The sequence below is a fragment of the Bradyrhizobium sp. SZCCHNS1022 genome, from assembly GCF_032484835.1.
GTDB lineage: Bacteria > Pseudomonadota > Alphaproteobacteria > Rhizobiales > Xanthobacteraceae > Bradyrhizobium.
The window spans coordinates 367,067-386,041 of sequence record NZ_JAUETT010000005.1 but is presented as its reverse complement, the minus strand read 5'-3'; the positions used below and the strand labels follow the sequence as shown (position 1 = coordinate 386,041).

General features: G+C 63.5%; 15 protein-coding genes and 1 tRNA gene. 8 read left to right on the top strand and 8 right to left on the bottom strand.

The window, feature by feature from the left end; translation table 11 throughout:
* The first annotated feature begins 153 nt into the window (after positions 1–153).
* The 5 genes from QX071_RS27180 to QX071_RS27160 all read left to right on the top strand — a co-directional run bounded on the left by QX071_RS27180 (position 154) and on the right by QX071_RS27160 (position 5,014).
* The gene (locus QX071_RS27180) at positions 154–945 is read left to right on the top strand and encodes a hypothetical protein (protein ID WP_315705140.1); all 792 of its coding nucleotides are present in this window, start codon (positions 154–156) and stop codon (positions 943–945) included.
* 184 nt (positions 946–1,129) lie between these two features.
* Positions 1,130–1,732, top strand: coding sequence for a TMEM175 family protein (locus QX071_RS27175; RefSeq protein ID WP_315705141.1), 603 nt, complete (start codon positions 1,130–1,132; stop codon positions 1,730–1,732).
* Positions 1,733–2,086: 354 nt separating this feature from the next.
* Positions 2,087–2,160 (top strand) — tRNA-Gly (locus QX071_RS27170).
* 307 nt (positions 2,161–2,467) lie between these two features.
* Positions 2,468–4,450 (top strand): autotransporter domain-containing protein, encoded by a 1,983-nt coding sequence (locus tag QX071_RS27165; RefSeq protein WP_315705142.1) that lies wholly within the window; start codon positions 2,468–2,470, stop codon positions 4,448–4,450.
* A gap of 123 nt (positions 4,451–4,573) precedes the next feature.
* The gene (locus QX071_RS27160; RefSeq protein ID WP_315705143.1) at positions 4,574–5,014 is read left to right on the top strand and encodes a hypothetical protein; all 441 of its coding nucleotides are present in this window, start codon (positions 4,574–4,576) and stop codon (positions 5,012–5,014) included.
* Between the two features lie 177 nt (positions 5,015–5,191).
* Here QX071_RS27160 and QX071_RS27155 read toward each other — a convergent pair whose 3' ends face one another.
* Entirely contained in the window at positions 5,192–6,385 is a 1,194-nt protein-coding gene (locus tag QX071_RS27155; protein ID WP_315705144.1) for a urate hydroxylase PuuD, read from the bottom strand.
* Between the two features lie 89 nt (positions 6,386–6,474).
* Between QX071_RS27155 and QX071_RS27150 the strand changes: the two genes are divergently transcribed.
* Positions 6,475–6,747: a hypothetical protein gene (locus tag QX071_RS27150; RefSeq protein ID WP_315705145.1), complete on the top strand. Its 273-nt coding sequence runs from the start codon at positions 6,475–6,477 to the stop codon at positions 6,745–6,747.
* Between the two features lie 35 nt (positions 6,748–6,782).
* On the opposite strand, the gene QX071_RS27145 is transcribed toward QX071_RS27150, so the two are convergent.
* Positions 6,783–9,506, bottom strand: a complete 2,724-nt coding sequence (locus QX071_RS27145) for a molybdopterin-dependent oxidoreductase (protein ID WP_315705146.1) — start codon at positions 9,504–9,506, stop codon at positions 6,783–6,785.
* A complete protein-coding gene (locus tag QX071_RS27140; protein ID WP_315705147.1) occupies positions 9,503–10,330 on the bottom strand; it encodes an FAD binding domain-containing protein in 828 nt (275 codons plus the stop codon). Before QX071_RS27140 ends, QX071_RS27145 begins: the two co-directional genes overlap by 4 nt.
* 163 nt (positions 10,331–10,493) lie before the next feature.
* On the opposite strand from QX071_RS27140, the gene QX071_RS27135 reads away from it, so the two are divergent.
* Positions 10,494–11,843, top strand: coding sequence for an 8-oxoguanine deaminase (locus tag QX071_RS27135; RefSeq protein ID WP_315705148.1), 1,350 nt, complete (start codon positions 10,494–10,496; stop codon positions 11,841–11,843).
* A gap of 90 nt (positions 11,844–11,933) precedes the next feature.
* On the opposite strand, the gene QX071_RS27130 is transcribed toward QX071_RS27135, so the two are convergent.
* The 4 genes from QX071_RS27130 to QX071_RS27115 form a co-directional block, all read right to left on the bottom strand.
* A complete protein-coding gene (locus QX071_RS27130; RefSeq protein WP_315705149.1) occupies positions 11,934–13,013 on the bottom strand; it encodes a BMP family ABC transporter substrate-binding protein in 1,080 nt (359 codons plus the stop codon).
* Between the two features lie 76 nt (positions 13,014–13,089).
* A complete protein-coding gene (locus QX071_RS27125) occupies positions 13,090–14,007 on the bottom strand; it encodes an ABC transporter permease (RefSeq protein ID WP_315705150.1) in 918 nt (305 codons plus the stop codon).
* The gene (locus tag QX071_RS27120; protein ID WP_315705151.1) at positions 13,994–15,085 is read right to left on the bottom strand and encodes an ABC transporter permease; all 1,092 of its coding nucleotides are present in this window, start codon (positions 15,083–15,085) and stop codon (positions 13,994–13,996) included. The genes QX071_RS27125 and QX071_RS27120 overlap by 14 nt, the downstream gene beginning before the upstream one ends.
* Positions 15,069–16,640, bottom strand: a complete 1,572-nt coding sequence (locus QX071_RS27115) for an ABC transporter ATP-binding protein (RefSeq protein WP_315705152.1) — start codon at positions 16,638–16,640, stop codon at positions 15,069–15,071. Before QX071_RS27115 ends, QX071_RS27120 begins: the two co-directional genes overlap by 17 nt.
* Positions 16,641–17,201: 561 nt before the next feature.
* On the opposite strand from QX071_RS27115, the gene QX071_RS27110 reads away from it, so the two are divergent.
* Complete coding sequence (locus QX071_RS27110) at positions 17,202–18,308, top strand: hypothetical protein (RefSeq protein WP_315705153.1); 1,107 nt, start codon at positions 17,202–17,204, stop codon at positions 18,306–18,308.
* A 73-nt stretch (positions 18,309–18,381) separates the two neighbouring features.
* Here QX071_RS27110 and QX071_RS27105 read toward each other — a convergent pair whose 3' ends face one another.
* A complete protein-coding gene (locus QX071_RS27105) occupies positions 18,382–18,912 on the bottom strand; it encodes a nucleoside deaminase (protein ID WP_315705154.1) in 531 nt (176 codons plus the stop codon).
* Positions 18,913–18,975 lie beyond the last annotated feature (63 nt).

Below are 18,975 nucleotides of genomic sequence, written 5' to 3'. Positions count from 1 at the left end.
ACCCTCATTGGCACACGCGCACCGCGAGTATTGCAGAATCAGCACAGTGGCTCGCGATCGCCGTTGCCGCTCACGATTTGGTGCTTGCGTTCACAGACTTGCCCCAATGCCATGTTGGCCTTTGCTCCCTGGCAGTTTGTAGAGTGTCGTGTCATGCGTAAGTCGAGTCCGAAGGCCGGCCGTGCCGTAATAATTGGCGGCGCTATTCTACTTAAAGTTGCGTGCGGGGCGGCGTGGGCCGAGACCGCAGATCCCCCAAGCGCTCCGCCGGCATCGCCCGGCGAAACAGCCAAGGACAGTGGTCCGTTCGGCGGCTGCGAGCCGATCGGCCTGACGGCATCCGGCGAACTCGTGTTCCCGCTGGAGTGCAAGAAGGCGATCAAGAAGCCGGCCGACGCCCCGGTCGCGTCGGATGAGAAGGCTCCGTCCGCCGATAAGTCGGTCACGACCGACGCCAAGCCGGCGGCGGCGGACAAGTCGGCCGCGACGCCCGAGAACTCCACGGCCGAAGCGAAGCCCGCAACGATCGAAACCGGAACTGCGGCGAAGGAGGAAATGCCGAAGGCTGCGGCAGCGGAGACAACCGCGACTGCGACTGCCAAGCCCGTGAGGGAGACGGCGGCAGCGGCGGCAAAACCGGCTGCTGCCAAGCCTGCCGTGTCGTCCGAGAAGAAGGCCGTAGCGCAGGCGGGTGGATCGAAGAAGGCGGGTGGTCACGCCGCTGCTACCGAGCACGGCGCGGGCGAGGCCAAGTTGGTCCCTGCGCTGGCCAAGCGGCTTGCGATGGTCAAGCCGGCTCAGCCTGCGGCGGCAAAGCCGCCAGCCGACGCCAAGGCCAAGCTCCAGACCGCTGCGGCTGTTCCAGCTTGCACGCACTATCGTAGCTACAATCCCACGACCAAGAGCTATCTCGGCTTCGACGGCCATACATACGCCTGCCGCTAGTAGCGGGGCGGGGGCCTGCCGGTACCGCGCAAGGTGCCGGGGCTGCCGCGCCGCTCACATCAAGAACTGCGGCGCGACAACTCGCGAGTTTCGGAAAGTCGGGAGCATGCTGCTATAAGGAACGAGAGTCCTCGCTGTTCCAGCGGGGCCGAGCCCTTGCTGCGTGCTGCCGCGCTGTTCGATCATGAGCAAAGCCGAGTCCGAACTGTTCGAGATGCGCCGGCTGGAATCGCTATCCAACACCATTTTCGGTGTGGCGATGACCCTGCTGGCCTACGATCTGCCGAAGGCCAATTTCGACAAGCTGCCGAATTGGGACGATCTGGTCCATGTCTATTCCGGCCGGCTCTCGGCTCTGATTCTAAGCTTCATTATTGCGGGGCTGTTCTGGGTCAGCCATCACCGCCGTCTCGCCCAGCAGCCGTATGGCGGGCGAGGGACCGTCATCCTCAATCTGTTCTTCCTGCTGTCGATTGTCCTGCTGCCGGTGACGAACGGGCTCTATGGCAATTACCGGCTGAGCAGTGCCGTCGCCGTGCTCTACGGCGCGCATTTGACGACCATCGCCGCCCTCAACGCCGTGCTCTGGTGGACGGCCGGCCGCGACCGTCCGGCTGAGATCGCCGGCGCCATCTTCCCGGTCCTGGTGTTCGTTCCAGGCACGGTGATCGCCGCGTTCCTGCCTGGCTATGTCCAGTATTTCTGGCTGCTTGGGTTCGGGGGGCTTTTGGCCCGGCGTTTCGTGCGCGCTCGGCCCGGTGGCGAACAGGCTGTCCGCGGTGGCTGATGCAAAACGCGGCGGGCTTGCGCCCGCCGCGCTCGGTTCTTGAACTCGCTGGTCCAGGGCCGAGATCGCCCCGAGTGCCGAGCCGGCGCATGATCCAGACGAATCATGCGGTCAAAACATGCTCAGCGGGCGATCCCAGCGAGGTGACAGCGCTTGGTATAAGACACTGGATCACCTCCTTTCGTTGTTGATGGGCCCCTCAATATAGCGTGCGGTGCCATGCGCCGAAAGGGCGGCGACGCCCGAGGCCAGACAGAAGGGGTCGCCCGGGTTCCTGCGCCCACAGGACAGATTGCCCCGCGCGTCAGGAGAGGTTGAGACGGGCGTTCCGCCATGTTAGGGAGAGCGCCCAACGCGGGTGTAGCTCAATGGTAGAGCAGCAGCCTTCCAAGCTGAATACGAGGGTTCGATTCCCTTCACCCGCTCCAATGGTTTCAATGGCTTGGGCTGGGCTGCGAACGATTCGGACTTCCGACAAGCCAGGCTGGACACTTCCGACAAGCCTTCCCGGTCTGTTCGAAAAGTGCGCCGGAGCGATTACGCCCACTTGCTACGCTTATTGATGCGCTTCAGCTGAGTCTGCTGCCTGGCCTCGTCGTCGCGGTGTAGGTAGCTCACCGCCGCCGTTCTGCCGTCGATAACCAGCATTCTCATTCGAACTGTCTCCTGCGTGCAACAATGATCTTGCCCCTCTCATGATACAACTTCAAGTCGTTGATGTCTGGGAGGACCATCATGAGGGGCGCCTGTTTGCAGTGGCCCGCCGGGCCGATCGTCGACAGGACAGTGCGCAGGCGGCTGCAGCTTTGTTTGATGTTCCTTTGCCTCGTGGTCATTCAGACCGTCGCTGGCATTCGTCCCGCGGCTTCCCAGATCGGGACTCTGCCCCCCGGCCAGATCGTTTTTGGTCCCGTGGTGCGCGGGCAGAGCTTTTTCAGGTTGGGCCTGCAGGGTACGGCGGTCCCGGAAATCATCAATGGCTATGAAGCCAACAATTTCCTGGATGGTCTCATAACTCCGTCCACGCTGTCATTCGTCAATACGACAGGCTCGCAAGCGGCTGTCGTATTGACGGCGGTGCCGACGCAGTTCGTTCGCTTCTATGCCCCGAACGCAGGGATCGGCCAGATCGGCAACTTCATCGTTGGTACCAACGCGGTGCGCGGTCTGACGCCGGAACAGATTCGCGACCTCCTGGCGCTGCCCGCAGTCCCGACGATGCAGACGCTGGTGCAGGTGCCCGCAGGGACGTGCCTTCTGTTCGGCACGGCCGGTGCGATCCTCAATTCGCAGGCTCCGCCGCTCGGGGTATGGGGCCACGGCGGCGCGGTGCAGGAATACATCATCGGGCAGCAACAAAACGGAGCGGGATGCAGCTCTACGGCGCAACCTCCTCTGTTCATTTCGACTGCCGACTACATCAACGCGCAGCTGATCGGTGCCCAGGCTCTGCTCTATACGCCGCGGGCCGGCGGCGGCAACGCGGGAGCCGTTGCCGGAGCGCTCGACCGGGGACCTTATCCGGCGCTCTTTACCGCCATGGACAGCATGTACAACGCTCTCGACGTGCTCAATTTCGGAGATGATCCCCGACCGTTGCGCTCCGCGCTCGTCCAGCTCGATGGAGAGGTCCATGCCAGCGCTCGCACGGTGATGTTCGGCGACAGTGTCTATTTGCGCGAGGCGGTGCTCGGACGCATGCGCCAAGCCTCGTTCGCCGGCGAGCTCGGCCCGATGGCCGCTCTCGGTCTCGGAGGCCCCATGTTGGCCCATGCGGACGGGGCCGGCTCATATTCTCTCAGTCAGGAGCGGGACTCTGCGCTCGCCTATGCCGACCGGTCCAGGCCTCCGTTTCCGGTGAAAGCAGCAGTGCCACAGCCACCCAACCCTGAGAATGTATTCTGGGCTCAGGGCGTTGGTGCCTGGGGCAGGTTTGGTGGCAAGGGAGATGCGTCGAGCGTGAACCGCGATCTCGGTGGATTCTTTGCCGGCGTCGACCGCCGCTTCGCGCCCGATTGGCTCGCCGGCTTTGCCGTCGGCTATACCAGCTCTTCCCCGAGTATCGCCGACCCGAGAAGCTCGGCCGGCATCGATACCGCGCATGTCGCCGGCTACGTCGGAGGCCACTTCGGCCCCTGGAACCTGCGCGGCGCGGCTTCGGGCAGCTTTAATACGGTCGATACCAATCGAATAGTCATCTTTCCCGGATTCTTCGACGCCGACGGTGCCCGTTATCATGCGACCACGACTCAGGTCTTTGGCGAAGTGGGGTACGGCACGTCATTCGGGCAAATCGCGACCGAGCCGTTTGCCGGGCTTGCGTGGGTCCATCTCGACACCGACAGCTTCGCGGAACAGGGAGGTGCTGCGGCGCTGAGCGGTTTCGGCAGCAGGGAAGACGTCGGCTATTCCACGCTGGGAGCGCGCGCGGCCGACAATTATGTCCTCCAAAGTGGTCTGGTACTTACGCCGCATGTCTCGGTCGCATGGCAGCACGCCTTCGGCAGCGTGAACCCTGGGGCTGCGCTTGCCTTCGCTACCAATGGTGCGTCCTTCCTTGCCGCCGGCGTGCCGCTCGCGCGCGACGCAGCGCTAGTCAACGCCGGATTGGATCTGACTGTTACGCCTCAGGTCGTGCTGCAGCTGGTCTATTTCGGACAACTCGCCGACCGCGTTCAGGATAATTCGGTAAAGGGCACGTTGAAGTGGCGGTTCTGACACGTCACGGTTTGGGAACAGCTGGCCGCGATCTCGTGCGGTGAAGCAAATGAGTCCGGCAGCCAGGACCGGATCGTCGTGTTCAAATCGAACCCGACCGCTTCGGACCGAGTCCGGTCGAATATGTCAGCGTTCTTCCGGGAGCGCGCCGCGCGAACGGCGGATCGTGGCGCAACGGACACACAACCGGCCCAAGAGAATGGTCCGAGTTGGAATTCCAGACACGAAGCTCTATTTCACCCTTCGGCGCGGCGGATGAGCCGCCCCCCAAAACCTCCCGAGGATCCGATGAAGAAAATCTATCACACGCTGCACTTCGTAGTGCACGACGAGAAGGTCTTGCATGAATTCGTTCGCAAGCATGCCGATCCGGAGGATTTCTCGGCCATGGAAGAGCACGATGCCGACGAAGCAGAGAAGGGCGAGCCGGTCGATCACGTCTACTCGGACGTCGAGTGGATCGTTGAAAACGGCCGCGTCTTCGACGCCGAAGGCATCGAGTACAGCGGCGGAGAGACGGGCGAGATCGACGAGGCGGACGAAGACGACGGGATCTCGGACTGATCTGCAACGGCGAGCCCGCTGACGGGTTCGTGTCGTTCGGACACGGACCCGTCGAAAACGGATCGTGGCTTCTGACCTTGCGGTGGCTTGGTCGTTGCCTTGCCGATCATTTTTCTGGTGCTGGATCGGCAGCGCGCAATGCGGCGGAGATGCCGCAATGGGATTGGCCTTGCGGCGCTATCGGTCTCGGCTCGCCGCCCAAGCGGCAAGCACGGCGCGCTCCTCGGGCGTGATCTCGGTGATGTTGCCGGGCGGCATGGCACCCGACCAGGCAGCGTTGCGCGCAATCAGCCGCGCATTGCGCTGGATGTGTTCGCGGCTGTCGAGCAGCACCGCTTTCGGCGCGGTGACGATCCCGTCCCACACCGGCTCGGCGGCGTGGCACATGCTGCAGCGGGACAGCACGATCTCCTCGACTTGCGCATAGGTCGGCGCGCTTGGCGCTGATGCGGCCTTGGCATCGCGCGGTCCGGCGGCGGACAACAGCGCAATCGCGATCATCCCGGCCACGGCGACACCCCACACCCACCACGGCGAGGGTCTGCCCTTGTGCCGTTCGTTGAAGAAATGTCGGATCACGGGACCGAGCGCCAGCACGATCGCGACGATCAGCCAGTTGTAGCGGGTGGCGAACAGCAGCGGATAGTGATTGCTGATCATCAGCACGACGACGGGCAGCGTGAGATAGTTGTTGTGGACCGAGCGTTCCTTGCCGGCCTTGCCGAGCTTGGGATCCGGCGCTTCGCCCGCGAGCAGTGCCGCGACGATCTTCTTCTGGTTCGGGATGATCACCGCGAAGACATTGGCGACCATGATGGTGCCGATGATCGCGCCGATCTGGTTGAAGGCGCCGCGTCCGCTTAGGACGTGCGTGAACGCATAGGTGAGCGCGACCAGGAAGACATAGCCGCCGAGCGCAAACGGCAGCTCATGCCGCGCCAGTCCGCTGCGGCAGGCGGTCTCGTAAAGCAGCCACGCCAAGGCGAGCGAGCCGAAGCTGAACAGGCCGGCCTGCAACGGCGTCAGGTCGAGGATCGACTTGTCGATCAGGAACAAGTCGGCATTGAGATAGTACACCACGATCATCAGCGCGAAGCCGGACAGCCAGGTGGTGTAGGCCTCCCATTTGAACCAGGTCAGCTCGCTCGGCATCTGCGCCGGCGCGATCAGGTATTTGACCATGTGGTAGAAGCCGCCGCCATGCACCTGCCACGCCTCGCCCATGACGCCGGAAGGCAGGCCCTGGCGCGGTTTGAGGCTGAGATCGAGATGGATGAAGTAGAACGAACTGCCGATCCAGGCGATTGCTGCCACAACATGCAGCCAGCGGAAGATCAGGCTCAGCCACTCCGATATGATCGATCCCCACATATCTTTCTCATGATTCGCGTGGTTGGCGTTGCGGTGGACTTCCTGCGCCTGATCAAGTTCAATAAGCCAGGATGAAGCGAGGCGGTTCGATGAAGAAGCTGGTTCTGGTCATGCTGTTGCTGGCGCAGCCCGCCTGGGCGCAGATGAAGCCGGTGGCGAAGGACGCCGCCGGACGCGCCGACCCCTGCGCGCCGATCGGGCGGACAGAGGATGGCAAGCTGGTCTATTCGATGAAGTGCGAGACTTTGCCGAAGCCGGCAGTGCCCCCTCAGGCCGAAGCGAAGCCGGCTTCTGAGCCGGAGCCCGAGACCGAACGCAGCGGCCTGTTCGGCCTCTCCTACGACCGGCGGCCGAAGCAATAGCGCCATCGTCTCGGACCTCATCGTCTCGTTCGCGATCAACCGCCGAACTTCTCCTGTAGCAGTGGAAATAGCCGGTCCGGCTTGAACGGCACCGCGGTGAAGCGGATGCCGGTCGCCTTGCGCAGCGCGTTGCCGAGTGCCGCCGCCACCGGGTTGTAAGGGCTTTCGCTCATCGATTTCGCGCCCAGCGGACCCAGCGCATCGGTAGTCTCGGCGAACAGCACCTCGGTGCGCGGCACGTCGGCGAATGACGGCAGATGGTAGTCGCGGAATTTGGGGTTGACGACGCGGCCGTTGGCATCGATCACCACCTCCTCATAGAGTGCCGCGCCGAGCGACTGCGCTACGCCGCCTTCGACCTGGCCGCGGCACTGCATCGGGTTGGCGACGCGGCCGGCGTCAGCGGCCTGCACGCTCTTGAGGATCTTGATCTCGCCGGTATGCTTGTTCACGGCGACACGAAAGCCCTGCACGTTGAATGCGACGGAGCGCGGCGTGCCGCGCGAGTTGCCGTTCGCCGCAAGGGCCGTTCCGTCGGTCTTGGCCTGCTTCGCAAGCTCCGCGAAGGAGAAGCGTTGCCGTCCACGCGTCACGCCGCCATCGGCCAGCGTGCACGCGTCAGGATCGACAGCCCAAAGCCGCGCCGCGAAGGTCCTGAGCCGATCGGCCAATTGCTCCGCCGCATCCTGTGTTGCGCGTCCCGCGACGAAGGTGCCGGCCGAGCCATAGGCACCGGTGTCGTGTCCGCCATGCGCGGTGTCGGATTGTCTCAGGCTGATATGATCCACAGCGGTGGCGAGGATCGTCGCAGCGATCTGACGATGCACGGTGCTGGTGCCGTTGCCGAACTCGGCGGTGCCGACGGTGAGATCGAAGCCGCCATCTTCGCGCAGTGCGATCGCCACATCGGCGATGTGGCCGTCCGGTGGCACCGTGTCGATCATGGTCAGCGCGATGCCGTCGCCGGTGAGCCATTCCGCGGAGAGGTCAGGTTTGCTGATATCGGCGGCCATCGCTCGCTCGACCAAATCGAGGCATTGATCCAGCCCATAGGAGCCATAGAAGACGTCACGGTAGCCGTTGTCCGGCGGATACAGCATGGGGTCGCCGGACTTGACGACGTTACGTCGTCGCATCTCGAACGGATCGATCTTGAGCTGATGTGCCAGCTCGTCGATCGCGGCTTCGACCGCGAACAGGCTCTGCGGCAGGCCATAGCCTCGGAATGCGCCTGATGGCACCGTATTGGTATAAGCGACGACGGCGTCGACCTTCTTGTTCGGGCAATTGTAGACGCCGAGCGATTCGCCACAGGCGTGAAACAGCACGGGGCCGGCGTGGTTGCCGTAAGCACCGGTGTTGGAGAGCACGTCGAGCTGCAGCCCCGTGAGCTTGCCGTCCTTGTCGGCTCCGGCTCTCACGGTGACGCGCATTGGATGCCGTGTCGAGGTCGCGATGAACTGCTCCTCGCGGGTGAATTCAAGCTTCACCGGCCGGCCGGTCTTCAGCGCGGCCAGCGCCAGGACGTCCTCGACGAACATCTCCTGCTTGCCGCCGAAGCCGCCGCCGACGCGTTCGCAGAACACGCGAATCTTCTCCGCCGGCAAGCCGAAGATGTCGGACAGCGCGCGCCGGGTCAGGAACGGCACCTGCGTGCTCGAGCGGATGTTGAGAACACCGGAGGGCTCGAGCCAGGCCAGACCGCCGTGAGTTTCCAGCGCGGCGTGCTGGACCCGCTGCGTCGTGAACGTTCCCTCATAGGTCACGGCGGAAGTCGTGAGCGCCGCTGCGACGTCGCCATATTCGCCATGACTCTCTGCAACGATGTTCCGCGCGGCATTGGCGACGCGATCTTGCGGCGTGCGGCCAGGATGAATGATCGGTGCGCCCGGTGATATCGCCTCAACGGGATCGGCCACCGCGGGGAGGAGTTTGTAACTGATTGCAAGCCGCCGGCAGCCTTCCTCGGCCGCCGCCTCGCTCTCTGCGACCACGGCCGCGACCTTCTGCCCGATGAAGCGAACGACATCGTCGAGCACGCGCGTGTCATCCGGATCCATCCACGCCTTCTCGTGTCGCGCCGTCGAGAACAGCGTGGCTGGTGCATCCTCATGCGTCAGCACGGCCACGACGCCCGGCACGGCGAGTGCCGCAGCCTTGTTGATCCCGACAATCTTCGCATGCGCATGAGGCGAGCGCGCGAGCTTAATATGGCAGAGCCCGTCGATAGCGGTATCGAACGTGTAGCGGGCCTCGCCGCGCACGATCTGCGGTCCGGCAGGTGCCGGCAGGCTGCGGCCGAAAGCCTCGCCGGCAGGCACATTCTCGATATTGCAGATGCCATGAAGCGCATCCTCGATCGCGCGATAGCCGGTACAGCGGCAGAGATTGCCCTTGAGCGCGACACCGAGTTCCTGCCGCTGCGCCTGGTTCAGCGAAGCACAGGTCAGGATCATGCCGGCCGTGCAGAATCCGCACTGAAAGCCTTGGGCATCGACGAAGGCCTGTTGCATCGGATGCAGCCCGTCGTCGGATGCCAGCCCTTCGATGGTGGTGATGGCATGTCCTTCGGCGCGAAGCGCCGGGATCAAGCAGCTATGCACCGGCTCGCCGTCGAGCAGTACGGTGCAGGCGCCGCAATCGCCGGCATCGCAGCCTTTCTTCACGCCGAAATGACCGGTCTCGCGCAGGAAGGTGCGCAGGCACTGACCTGGGCGCGGCGCGGCGGACAGTTCTTTGCCGTTGACGAGATAGCTCATGCTCGCACGTCGTCCGTCAGTTCGCGGCGGACTTGCTCGGCGAGCCGCAACGTCATCGCCTGGCGCCAGACCGGCTTGCCATGCAGGTCGCGATGATAGAGGTCGTCGGGAACATCGTGCAGGATCGACTCTCGCATCACCTCTGCGGTGGGCTTGGTGGCGAAGCGAAGCTGGACCGGCTTCACGGTCGAGGCGGTCACGGTCAGCAGCAGATCGCCACCATGATCGGTCGTACCGATCACCAGGGCGGCCGAACGCCCGACCGGCGTCAGCGAGATCTGGCGAAAGGCGGCGCGTCGCCGCAACGCCACGAGCGGCACATCGATCTGTCGTAACAGGTCGCCTGGGCCAAGCACGTTGCGCTGATTGCCCGTCACGAAGTCAGCGACTGCAATCCTCTGCTCGTTGCCGTCGGCTTTCCAGATCGTGCAGACGCCATCGAGGGATGCGAGCAAGGAAATCATCGGCCCGGCCGGCAGCGACATGCAGAGATTGCCGCCGACGGTTGCCGTCTTCCAGATCTTGAATGAGGCCAGGAAAGCGCGGCAGCACTGATTGATCAGCGGCGCGGCGAGCCAGTCGGCGGGGCAGGGGAAAGCGTCGAGCTGTGCAACCGTACAGGTTGCAGCGATGGCCAGGCTGGTTTCGTCGACCTCGAGCGCCGGCCAGTGAAGGTCGCTGAGGTCGATCAGTCGCGACAGATGCGCCTGCGGTTCCGAGAACAGCCAGGTGCCGCCGGCGAGCCAGGCGTCGCCTGCCTTCCAGACCGGCAGCTCCGCCCGGCTGCGCGGACGAACCACTTCGGTGATGGTGTTCAAATCCATGACCTGTCGACGCTCGTGAGGCGACCATCGCCATTGAAATCCTTGCAAGACCGGCGCCAACTGGCAATAGCGTGCTGTTGGCCTTTCGATTGCAGGCGTAGTCTTGGATAACCGAGGGGTGAGCGCCGATATGGCCGGCACAGAGCGCAGGCGGAAGATGAACATGAGCGAGTCGCAGCCGATCTGGATCAGGGACCCTCTCGCCATTCTCGCCGATGGTGCCGCGCGCGGTGTGGTCACCAGCGGAGGCCGCATCGTTGAGCTGGTCGGGGCGGGGTGCGAGCCCGCGACCCCAAATGCCGCGGTTTTCGATGCGAAGGCGCATGTCGTGATCCCCGGGTTGATCAACACCCACCATCATTTCTACCAGACGCTGACGCGGGCGTTGCCGGCAGCGATGGATCGGGAGCTGTTTCCCTGGTTGCAGGCGCTTTATCCGGTCTGGGCGAAACTGACGCCGGAGGCGCTCGATCTCGGCGTGACAGTGGCGATGGCGGAGCTGATGCTGTCCGGCTGCACCACGACCACCGATCATCATTATGTGTTCCCCGCAGGGCTCGAGGACGCCGTCGACATCGAGGTGGCCGCGGCGAGGCGGCTGGGGCTGCGGGTGTCGCTGACACGTGGCTCCATGAACCGCTCGCAGCGCGACGGTGGCCTGCCGCCGGACAGCGTGGTGCAGGACGAGGACACGATTCTCGCCGACAGCGCCCGCGTGGTCGCCAAGCATCATCAGCGTGGACCGGACGCGATGGTGCAGATCGCGCTCGCGCCGTGCTCGCCATTCTCGGTCACAACCTCGCTGATGCGCGCGACCGCCGAACTGGCCGAGAAGCTCGACGTGCGCCTGCACACGCATCTGGCGGAAACCGAAGACGAGAACGCCTTCTGTCAGGAGATCCACGCCTGCCGGCCCCTCGATTATCTGGAACAATGCGGCTGGCTCGGCTCGCGCACCTGGCTTGCACATGGCATCTTCTTCAATAAGGAGGAGATGACGCGCCTCGGCAAGGCAAAGACCAGCATCACCCATTGCGCCTGCAGCAACCAGATATTGGCGTCCGGCTGCTGTCCGGTATGCGAGATGGAAGAGGCGGGCGTCGCGATCGGTCTTGGGGTGGACGGCTCTGCCTCCAACGATGGATCCAACCTGATGCAGGAGGTGCGCGCGGCGTTCCTGTTGCAACGGGCGCGCTATGGAGTCGGCAAGGTCAGCCACAAGGATGCGCTGAGCTGGGCCACCAAAGGCTCGGCTGCCTGTATCGGCCGTCCCGAGCTCGGCGAGATCGCGGTCGGCAAGGCCGCGGACCTCGCGCTGTTCAAGCTCGACGAACTGCGGTTTTCCGGCGCGGGTGATCCGCTTGCCGCGCTGGTGTTATGTGGCGCGCATCGCGCGGACCGCGTCATGGTCGCCGGAAAATGGGCGGTCGTGGACGGCGTCGTTCCCGGGCTAGATCTGGCCGATCTCATCCGGCGCCACAGCGCGGCGGCACGCAGGATGCAGATCGGTTAGTTTCTCAGCTGGGCAAAGATGGTTCTGCTGCAGCGGTGGGCTCTCTCCCCCGCAAGCAGGGGAGAGAGAAACGAAAGCTTCACCGACGCGTCACTTCCCCGGCACCTTGTCATCGACGCCCTTGACGTAGAAGTTCATGCTGAGGATCTGGCTGTCGTCGAGGTGATCGCCGCCCTTGCACTCCACCTCCTTGCCGTCTTGGGCGAACACCGGGCACTTGAACGGATGCAGCTTGCCGGCAGTGATCGCGCCCTGGGTGTCCTCGGCCATCTTCTTCACATCATCAGGCATGTTGGTGTAGGGCGCCATTTCGAACATCTTGGATTCGAGCCCGCCCCAGGTGTTCTCCGGCTTCCAGGCACCGTCGAGCTCGGCCTTGACGCGTGCGACGTAATAGGGCGCCCAGGTGTCGAGGATCGAGGTCAGCTGCGCCTTGGGACCGAACTTGATCATCTCCGAATCCTGGCCAAAGGCGAACTTGCCGCGCTCCGCCGCGACCTGCATGGCCGCCGGGCTGTCGGTGTGTTGCATGATGATATCGGCGCCCTGATCGAGCAGAGCCTTGGCCGCATCGGCTTCCTTGCCGGGATCGAACCAGGTGTTCGCCCAGATGATCTTGACCTTGATGTTCGGATTGATCGACTGGGCTCCGATCATGGTGGCGTTGATCCCCGAGATCACCTCGGGGATCGGGAACGAGCCGATATAGCCGAGCACGCCGGTCTTGGACATCTTCGCTGCGATCTGCCCCTGGATGTAGCGGCCCTGATACCAGCGCGCCGAATAGGTCGACATGTTCTTGTCGCGCTTGTAGCCGGTGGCGTGCTCGAAATGCACATTGGGGTATTTCTTCGCGACTTTCAGTGTCGGGTCCATGTAGCCGAACGAGGTCGTGAAGATCAGCTTGTTGCCGGCGCGGACCAGCTGCTCGATCGCGCGTTCGGCGTCGGGACCCTCCGGAACATTCTCGAGATAGGTCGTCTCGATCTCGTCACCGAACTCCTTGACCAGCGCCTGTCGCGCCAATTCGTGCTGATAGGTCCAGCCGAGATCGCCGATCGGGCCCAGATAGATGAAGCCAACCTTCAGCTTATCGGCGGCGAGCGCCGCGCCGCTGACGGCAGCGGTAAGGATGAGCGCGGCAGCTGCCGCCAAAAATCTGTTCGCCATCATCAATCTCCCAAAACGGTCGGGGGTGAACTTGCAGAACAACATGCGGCCCCCTCGCATGTGCCCCGAGTGATCTTCATCGATCCGGCACGAACACCGTCCCGAGCGCCGCCGGCGCGGTTGAACCGCCGGTCCGGGTCCGCGCCAGCAGCACCAGCACGATGATGGTTGCGAGATAGGGCAGGGCCGACATGAATTGCGATGGGATGCCGACGCCGGCGCCTTGCGCGTGCAATTGCAGGATCGTCACCGCCCCGAACAGATAGGCGCCTATCACCAGGCGAACTGGGCGCCAGGACGAGAACACGACGAGCGCGAGCGCGATCCAGCCGCGGCCGGCGGTCATGCCCGGAATGAAGAAAGGTGTATAGGCAAGCGGCAGATAGGCGCCGGCAAGCCCGGCGCAGGCGCCGCCGAACAGGACAGCGTACATTCGAATGCGCAGCACGGGATAGCCGAGCGCATGCGCCGAGACATGATTGTCCCCGCAGGCTCGCAATACGAGCCCGGCACGCGTTCGGTACAGGAACCACCAGACTCCGACGATGAGCGCAATCGACAAGTAGACGAAGGCATCCTCGCCGAACAGGATCCGGCCGACCAGCGGGACCTCGCTTAGCCCGGGAATATGCAAATGCGGTGCGGTCGAGATGCGCTCGCCCACGAAGCGCGCGCCGATCAGGCCCGATAATCCGATGCCGAAAATCGTGAGCGCAAGACCTGTTGCGACCTGGTTGACCGCGAGCCCAAGTGTCATCAAGGCAAAGATCAGCGACAATGCCGCTCCCGCGAGTATCCCGCAGAGCGCGCCCACGACGATGGAGCCGGACAGCCAGGCACCGCCGAATCCGCAGGCGGCGCCGACGATCATCAGGCCTTCGACGCCGAGGTTGAGGACGCCGGAGCGCTCGGTCACCAACTCGCCGGTGGCCGCGATCAAGAGCGGCGTCGAAGCCGCCAGCACCGAGAGGATGATGGCCTCAACCAACTCCACGTTGCACCCCCCGTGACGCGAGGATCAGCCGAAAACGGTAGAGGATCAGGGAATCGCAGGCGAGCACGTAGAACAGCAGGATGCCTTGGAAGACCTTGGTCACATCCAGCGGAATCTTCATGGTGATCTGAGCCTGCTCGCCCCCGATGAAAGTCAGCGCGAGAAACAGCCCTGCAATTAATATTCCAATCGGGTTGAGCCGGCCCAGGAACGCCACGATGATCGCCGTGAAGCCATAACCTGGCGAAATTCCTGGTTGCAGGTGCCCGACCGGTCCGGCAACTTCGATGATGCCGGCCAGCCCGGCGAGCGCACCCGAGACGGCGAAGGTCAAGACGATCAGTTGATCGGCATTGAAGCCGCCGAAACGTGCGGCGCGCGGGGCTGCGCCGACCACACGGATCTCGAATCCCTTGATGGTTCGCCGTAGCACGATGAAGGCGCCAGCCACGACCAGGAGGGCAATGATGGCGCCGAGATGCAGGCGTCCGCCCTCGATCAGCACAGGCACCGTCGCGACGGGATCGAACTCGGCGGTGGTCGGGAAATTGAAGCCGGCCGGGTCGCGCCAGGGACCGCGGACCAGGTAATCAAGCAGCAGATCTGCGACATAGACCAGCATCAGGCTGGTGAGGATCTCGCTTGCGCCGAACTTCACCCGGCATAGCGCCGGGATCAGCGCGTACAGCGCACCGGCGGCAGCGCCTGCCAGCAGCATGGCGGGCAGGACCCAATGGCCGGCGTCGGTGCCTTGGGTCTTCACCGCGATCCAGCTGCCGGCGACCGCGCCGATCAGGAACTGCCCTTCGGCGCCGATATTCCAGGCGCTGGCGAGATAACATAGCGATAGCCCGATCGCGATCATCACCAGCGGCGTCGCCTTGACCGCGATCTCCTGCAACGAATAGCTGTCGGTGAGCGGTGCGATGAAATAGGCCGCCAGGGCGGCGAGCGGATTCTTGCCGAGCAGGGCGAACAGGATCGTCATCGTTACGAGGGTGAGCCCGATCGCGATCAGTGGTGAAACCAGTGCTATCGTGCGCGACTGTTCGGCGCGTTTTTCAAGCACGAGTTGCATGCGCCGTATCCTTCTGATCGAGGCTGCTGCCGCCCATCAACAGGCCGAGCTTTTCGCGCGTCGCCTCCGACCGCGGCAAGGCGACCGACAATTGGCCGTGGAACATCACTGCAATCCGGTCGGCGATCTCGATCAACTCATCAAGATCCTGGCTCGTGACGAGAACTGCGGCACCTTGATCCGCCAGATCGAGCAGGGCTTGGCGAATCACAGCCGCGGCGCCCGCATCAACACCCCAGGTCGGCTGGTTGACGACGAGCACGGCGGGGTTGCGCAAGATTTCCCTGCCGACCACGAATTTTTGCAGATTGCCGCCTGACAGGCTCGCAGCCTCCGGATCGCGCTCGGCCTTGCGGACGTCGAACGCCTCGGTGGCGCGGTCGACCGTTCGCAGCGTGGCTGCGGTATTGACAAAGCCATGCTGAACCATTTCGCCGGCCGCATGGCCGGTCAGCAGAGCATTTTCAGAAAGCCTCATCCGCGGCGCCGTGCCATGCCCCAGCCGCTCTTCCGGCACGAACGCAGCACCCAGCTTCCGGCGTTCGGTGATCGAGAGGTGCCCGCAGGCGATGCCGTCGATGATGATGGTGCCGGGTTCTTTCACCCGCCGCTCACCCGACAGAGCCGCGAATAGTTCATCCTGGCCGTTGCCGGCGACCCCTGCGATGCCGAGGATCTCGCCGCCTCGCAGTTCCAGCGAGATGTGCCGCAGGTTCACGCCATGCGGGTTATCGGGCGGAAGAGCGAGGTCGTTGACGACGAGCCGCGGCACGGTCACCCGGCGTTCGCCCCTGGGCTTCACCGTCTTGACCTCCGAGCCCACCATCATGCGCGCCAGCGAGGCGGCGGTTTCGAGCCTGGGATTGCAGGTCGTGATTTTCCTGCCACCGCGCAAGATCGTGGCGGTATCGCAGAGCCGCTTCACCTCCTCGAGCTTGTGGCTGATGTAGAGGATCGCGCGGCCTTCCGCCTTCAGCCGTTCCAGGACTACGAACAGTTGGTCTGCCTCCTGCGGCGTCAGCACCGCGGTCGGCTCGTCCAGGATCAGGAATTTCGGTCTCTGCATCAAGGCGCGTACGATCTCGATGCGTTGGCGCTCGCCGACCGAGAGCTGCCAGACCTCGCGTTTGGGATCGAGCGGCAGCCCGTAGTCGCGCGCGACATGTGCGAGCCGCGCGGCAATCGCCTTGAACGACTCCTCGCCGTCGAGGCCGAGCGCGACGTTCTCGGCGACAGTGAGGTTGTCGAACAGGGAGAAGTGCTGGAACACCATCCCGATACCCAGAGCACGTGCCTGCGCCGGGCCGGACAGCACGATTCGCTGGCCCTGCCAACGCAGTTCGCCCTCGCTCGGCTGGATCAGTCCGTAGATGCTCTTGACCAAGGTCGATTTGCCGGCGCCGTTCTCGCCGAGCAGCGCGTGGATCTGGCCTGGCCAGATTTCGAAATCAATCGCGTCGTTGGCGACGAAGTCGCCATAGCGTTTGGTCAAACCGACAGTCTGCAGGAGTGGGATTCCGGGTGCAGGTGAGGCGGCGGGCGGCAAATCGGACATTCTCTGCCACAGCTTGATAGGGAGGCTTGCTGATAGGAGGCTTGCCCGAATTGTGGGCTAATTTGTCGCTGCACGTAAGAGGCGAAAAGCGTCACCCTGTGCTTAACTCCTGCTCAGCGTCAGCCTGCGATGAGCGGAGGCCGCCGCGTCGATCGACCACACCGCCTCGCCTGGATCGTGGCTGGATTGTTGTAAATTTACGACAGTCTTTGTAAATCAATCCGATGCAGCTAGCGCTGCTTGTTGGATGAGCAGCATCATTCCACGCGCAGGTTCGACAATTCGGCACATCGGCAGTCTCCGACTTGGCATGGCTCAGGCGTTCGAGCCGCGGACAAAAATCTCAGTAATGTGAACTAATAAGCTTCGCGCGCCGATCGCTTTCGGCGCCGGCCTGACCGCGCTTGCAGCTCCGTCTCGTGCATACAAGCCGATGACGTCGAGGCGCCACCCTGATGAAAGGCGCGGCAGGCGTTGAAAAAAGATGAGGCTTCTCCCCTCGGCAGATCGGCGCAACTCTCCGCTCCAACAAATGTGATTGCTTTTCAACTGGGGGTGCTCATGACGTTTCGTCGGACAATCATTGCGGCAGTGACGCTGGCGGCCGGAGTGCTGGGGACGATCGGCTCTGCTGCGGCGGCCGATCTGCCGGTCAAAGCCGCGAAGAAGGCAGCCGATCTGCCATTCTTCCTGCTGATCGATAACCGCGTAAGCTTCTCATGGATGCCGAAGGGCACCGATCCCGGTGTATTTTCGGTGCGGCCGGACGGAAGCATCAACGGCACCACCGCCAAGCAGGTCTACTCCTTTACCCATTTCGATCTCTGGCAATACGGCACCAACTTCTTCACGATCTCGATGTTCAAGTCGGACCATAACGATCCGGCCAATCCTTGCACCAATGCCGGTGTGATCTTCACGCCGTCGACCGGAATTGCCACGCCGGCGTCGTGCGAAGGTGCAACCGAGATCTATGGCCTGTTCCGCTCGACCTTCGGCTGGAACGAGATCTTCAACACCAAGGCCTTTACGATGGGGCCGCTGCACAACGTCTCGTTCGAAGTGGGCATGGATGCCAATACCGAGAACAATTATCTCTCGCCGGCCAAGCGCGACGTGGTCGCGGGTCTGCAGTTCGCGTTCGATCTGCCGTATAAGGGCTATATCGACGTTGCGCCTCTGGTCTATTGGGAGTTCTACAACCGCAATGCCTTTACGCAGTGCGGAGCTGGCTGGCAACTGCCGGCGCCTGCCGTACCCGGCGTGAACTGCCTTAATGACGGCAACCGCAGCTTCAACCCGACCTGGGCTGTCGAGGTCAATTACTACATGGATCTGGGCTTCCTGCCGCCCAACATGCAATTCTGGTCGATCAGCGGCCGCGCCGGATGGTATGGCGAGAAGGGGAGTGAGAACAATCCGCTGCCGGGCATCAAGACCGCGATCGAGTTGAACTCGGAGCCGATTCGTCTGACCTTCGACGCCAGCAAGGCGGTGCTGGGCGAGAAGTATTCGCACTTCGTCGATCTCTGGGTCGCCTACCGCTACTGGCAGAACAAGTTCGGCATCGACCATAAGGTCAGCACGGTCTGCAACGTCCGGGCGGGTGTCAGCAACAACTCCTGCACCGAGGAGACGGTGTATGGCGGCATCACCGTCAAGTTCTGATCATCGCATCTGATGAGCCGATGGCGCCGCGATCGCATCCGGCGCCATCGACCGTCTTCCTAGGGACCCGCCGTCAGGTCCCCCACACGCCGGCGTGAACCGCTTCGGCCTCGTCCTCGAGCAGCGGTCCGATGACCTCCGTCGGCCGCTGCCCACTGGCGAACACATCGCGGCAGGGCAGGTCGAGTGTCGGGTTCTCCGGATGGTTGCCGGTGATTGCGCGCAAACGGTGTTCGCTCAAACCGTAGACCACACGCCCGATGCCAGCCCAGTAGAGCGCGCCTGCGCACATCGCGCAGGGCTCGGCGGACGAATACAGCGTCGCTTTCGCTCTGACGTTTTCGCTTAGCGTGGTACAGGCTTCGGTGGCGACGAGTCGTTCGGCATGAGCCGTGCCGTCGCGCGTGGGCATGTAGCCATTCTCCATCTCGATCAGGACGTTTCCGTGCTCATCGGCCAGAATGGCCGCGAAAGGGTGGTTGCCGTGCGCGAGCGATCGGAGCGCGACGGCGTAAGAACGCCGTAGGAAATCTTCATCGCCCGCGCGCGATCCGGGAACGCCGGTGCCGGCGGGTGCGCTGCCATTGATATGCTGCTTGACCATTGATCCTCCGCTGCGGAGCGATGTCCCCAATACTGAGCTTCTCAGGCTCGCGCAGCAAGTCTT

Coding starts and splice junctions, on each gene's coding strand:
- QX071_RS27155 (WP_315705144.1), bottom strand. CDS start 6,385: ATGTGGGGATCGATCATATCGGAGTGGCTGAGCCTGATCTTCCGCTGG.
- QX071_RS27145 (WP_315705146.1), bottom strand. CDS start 9,506: ATGAGCTATCTCGTCAACGGCAAAGAACTGTCCGCCGCGCCGCGCCCA.
- QX071_RS27150 (WP_315705145.1), top strand. CDS start 6,475: ATGAAGAAGCTGGTTCTGGTCATGCTGTTGCTGGCGCAGCCCGCCTGG.
- QX071_RS27180 (WP_315705140.1), top strand. CDS start 154: ATGCGTAAGTCGAGTCCGAAGGCCGGCCGTGCCGTAATAATTGGCGGC.
- QX071_RS27135 (WP_315705148.1), top strand. CDS start 10,494: ATGAGCGAGTCGCAGCCGATCTGGATCAGGGACCCTCTCGCCATTCTC.
- QX071_RS27160 (WP_315705143.1), top strand. CDS start 4,574: ATGTCAGCGTTCTTCCGGGAGCGCGCCGCGCGAACGGCGGATCGTGGC.
- QX071_RS27175 (WP_315705141.1), top strand. CDS start 1,130: ATGAGCAAAGCCGAGTCCGAACTGTTCGAGATGCGCCGGCTGGAATCG.
- QX071_RS27120 (WP_315705151.1), bottom strand. CDS start 15,085: ATGCAACTCGTGCTTGAAAAACGCGCCGAACAGTCGCGCACGATAGCA.
- QX071_RS27105 (WP_315705154.1), bottom strand. CDS start 18,912: ATGGTCAAGCAGCATATCAATGGCAGCGCACCCGCCGGCACCGGCGTT.
- QX071_RS27110 (WP_315705153.1), top strand. CDS start 17,202: ATGACGTTTCGTCGGACAATCATTGCGGCAGTGACGCTGGCGGCCGGA.
- QX071_RS27140 (WP_315705147.1), bottom strand. CDS start 10,330: ATGGATTTGAACACCATCACCGAAGTGGTTCGTCCGCGCAGCCGGGCG.
- QX071_RS27115 (WP_315705152.1), bottom strand. CDS start 16,640: ATGTCCGATTTGCCGCCCGCCGCCTCACCTGCACCCGGAATCCCACTC.
- QX071_RS27130 (WP_315705149.1), bottom strand. CDS start 13,013: ATGGCGAACAGATTTTTGGCGGCAGCTGCCGCGCTCATCCTTACCGCT.
- QX071_RS27165 (WP_315705142.1), top strand. CDS start 2,468: ATGAGGGGCGCCTGTTTGCAGTGGCCCGCCGGGCCGATCGTCGACAGG.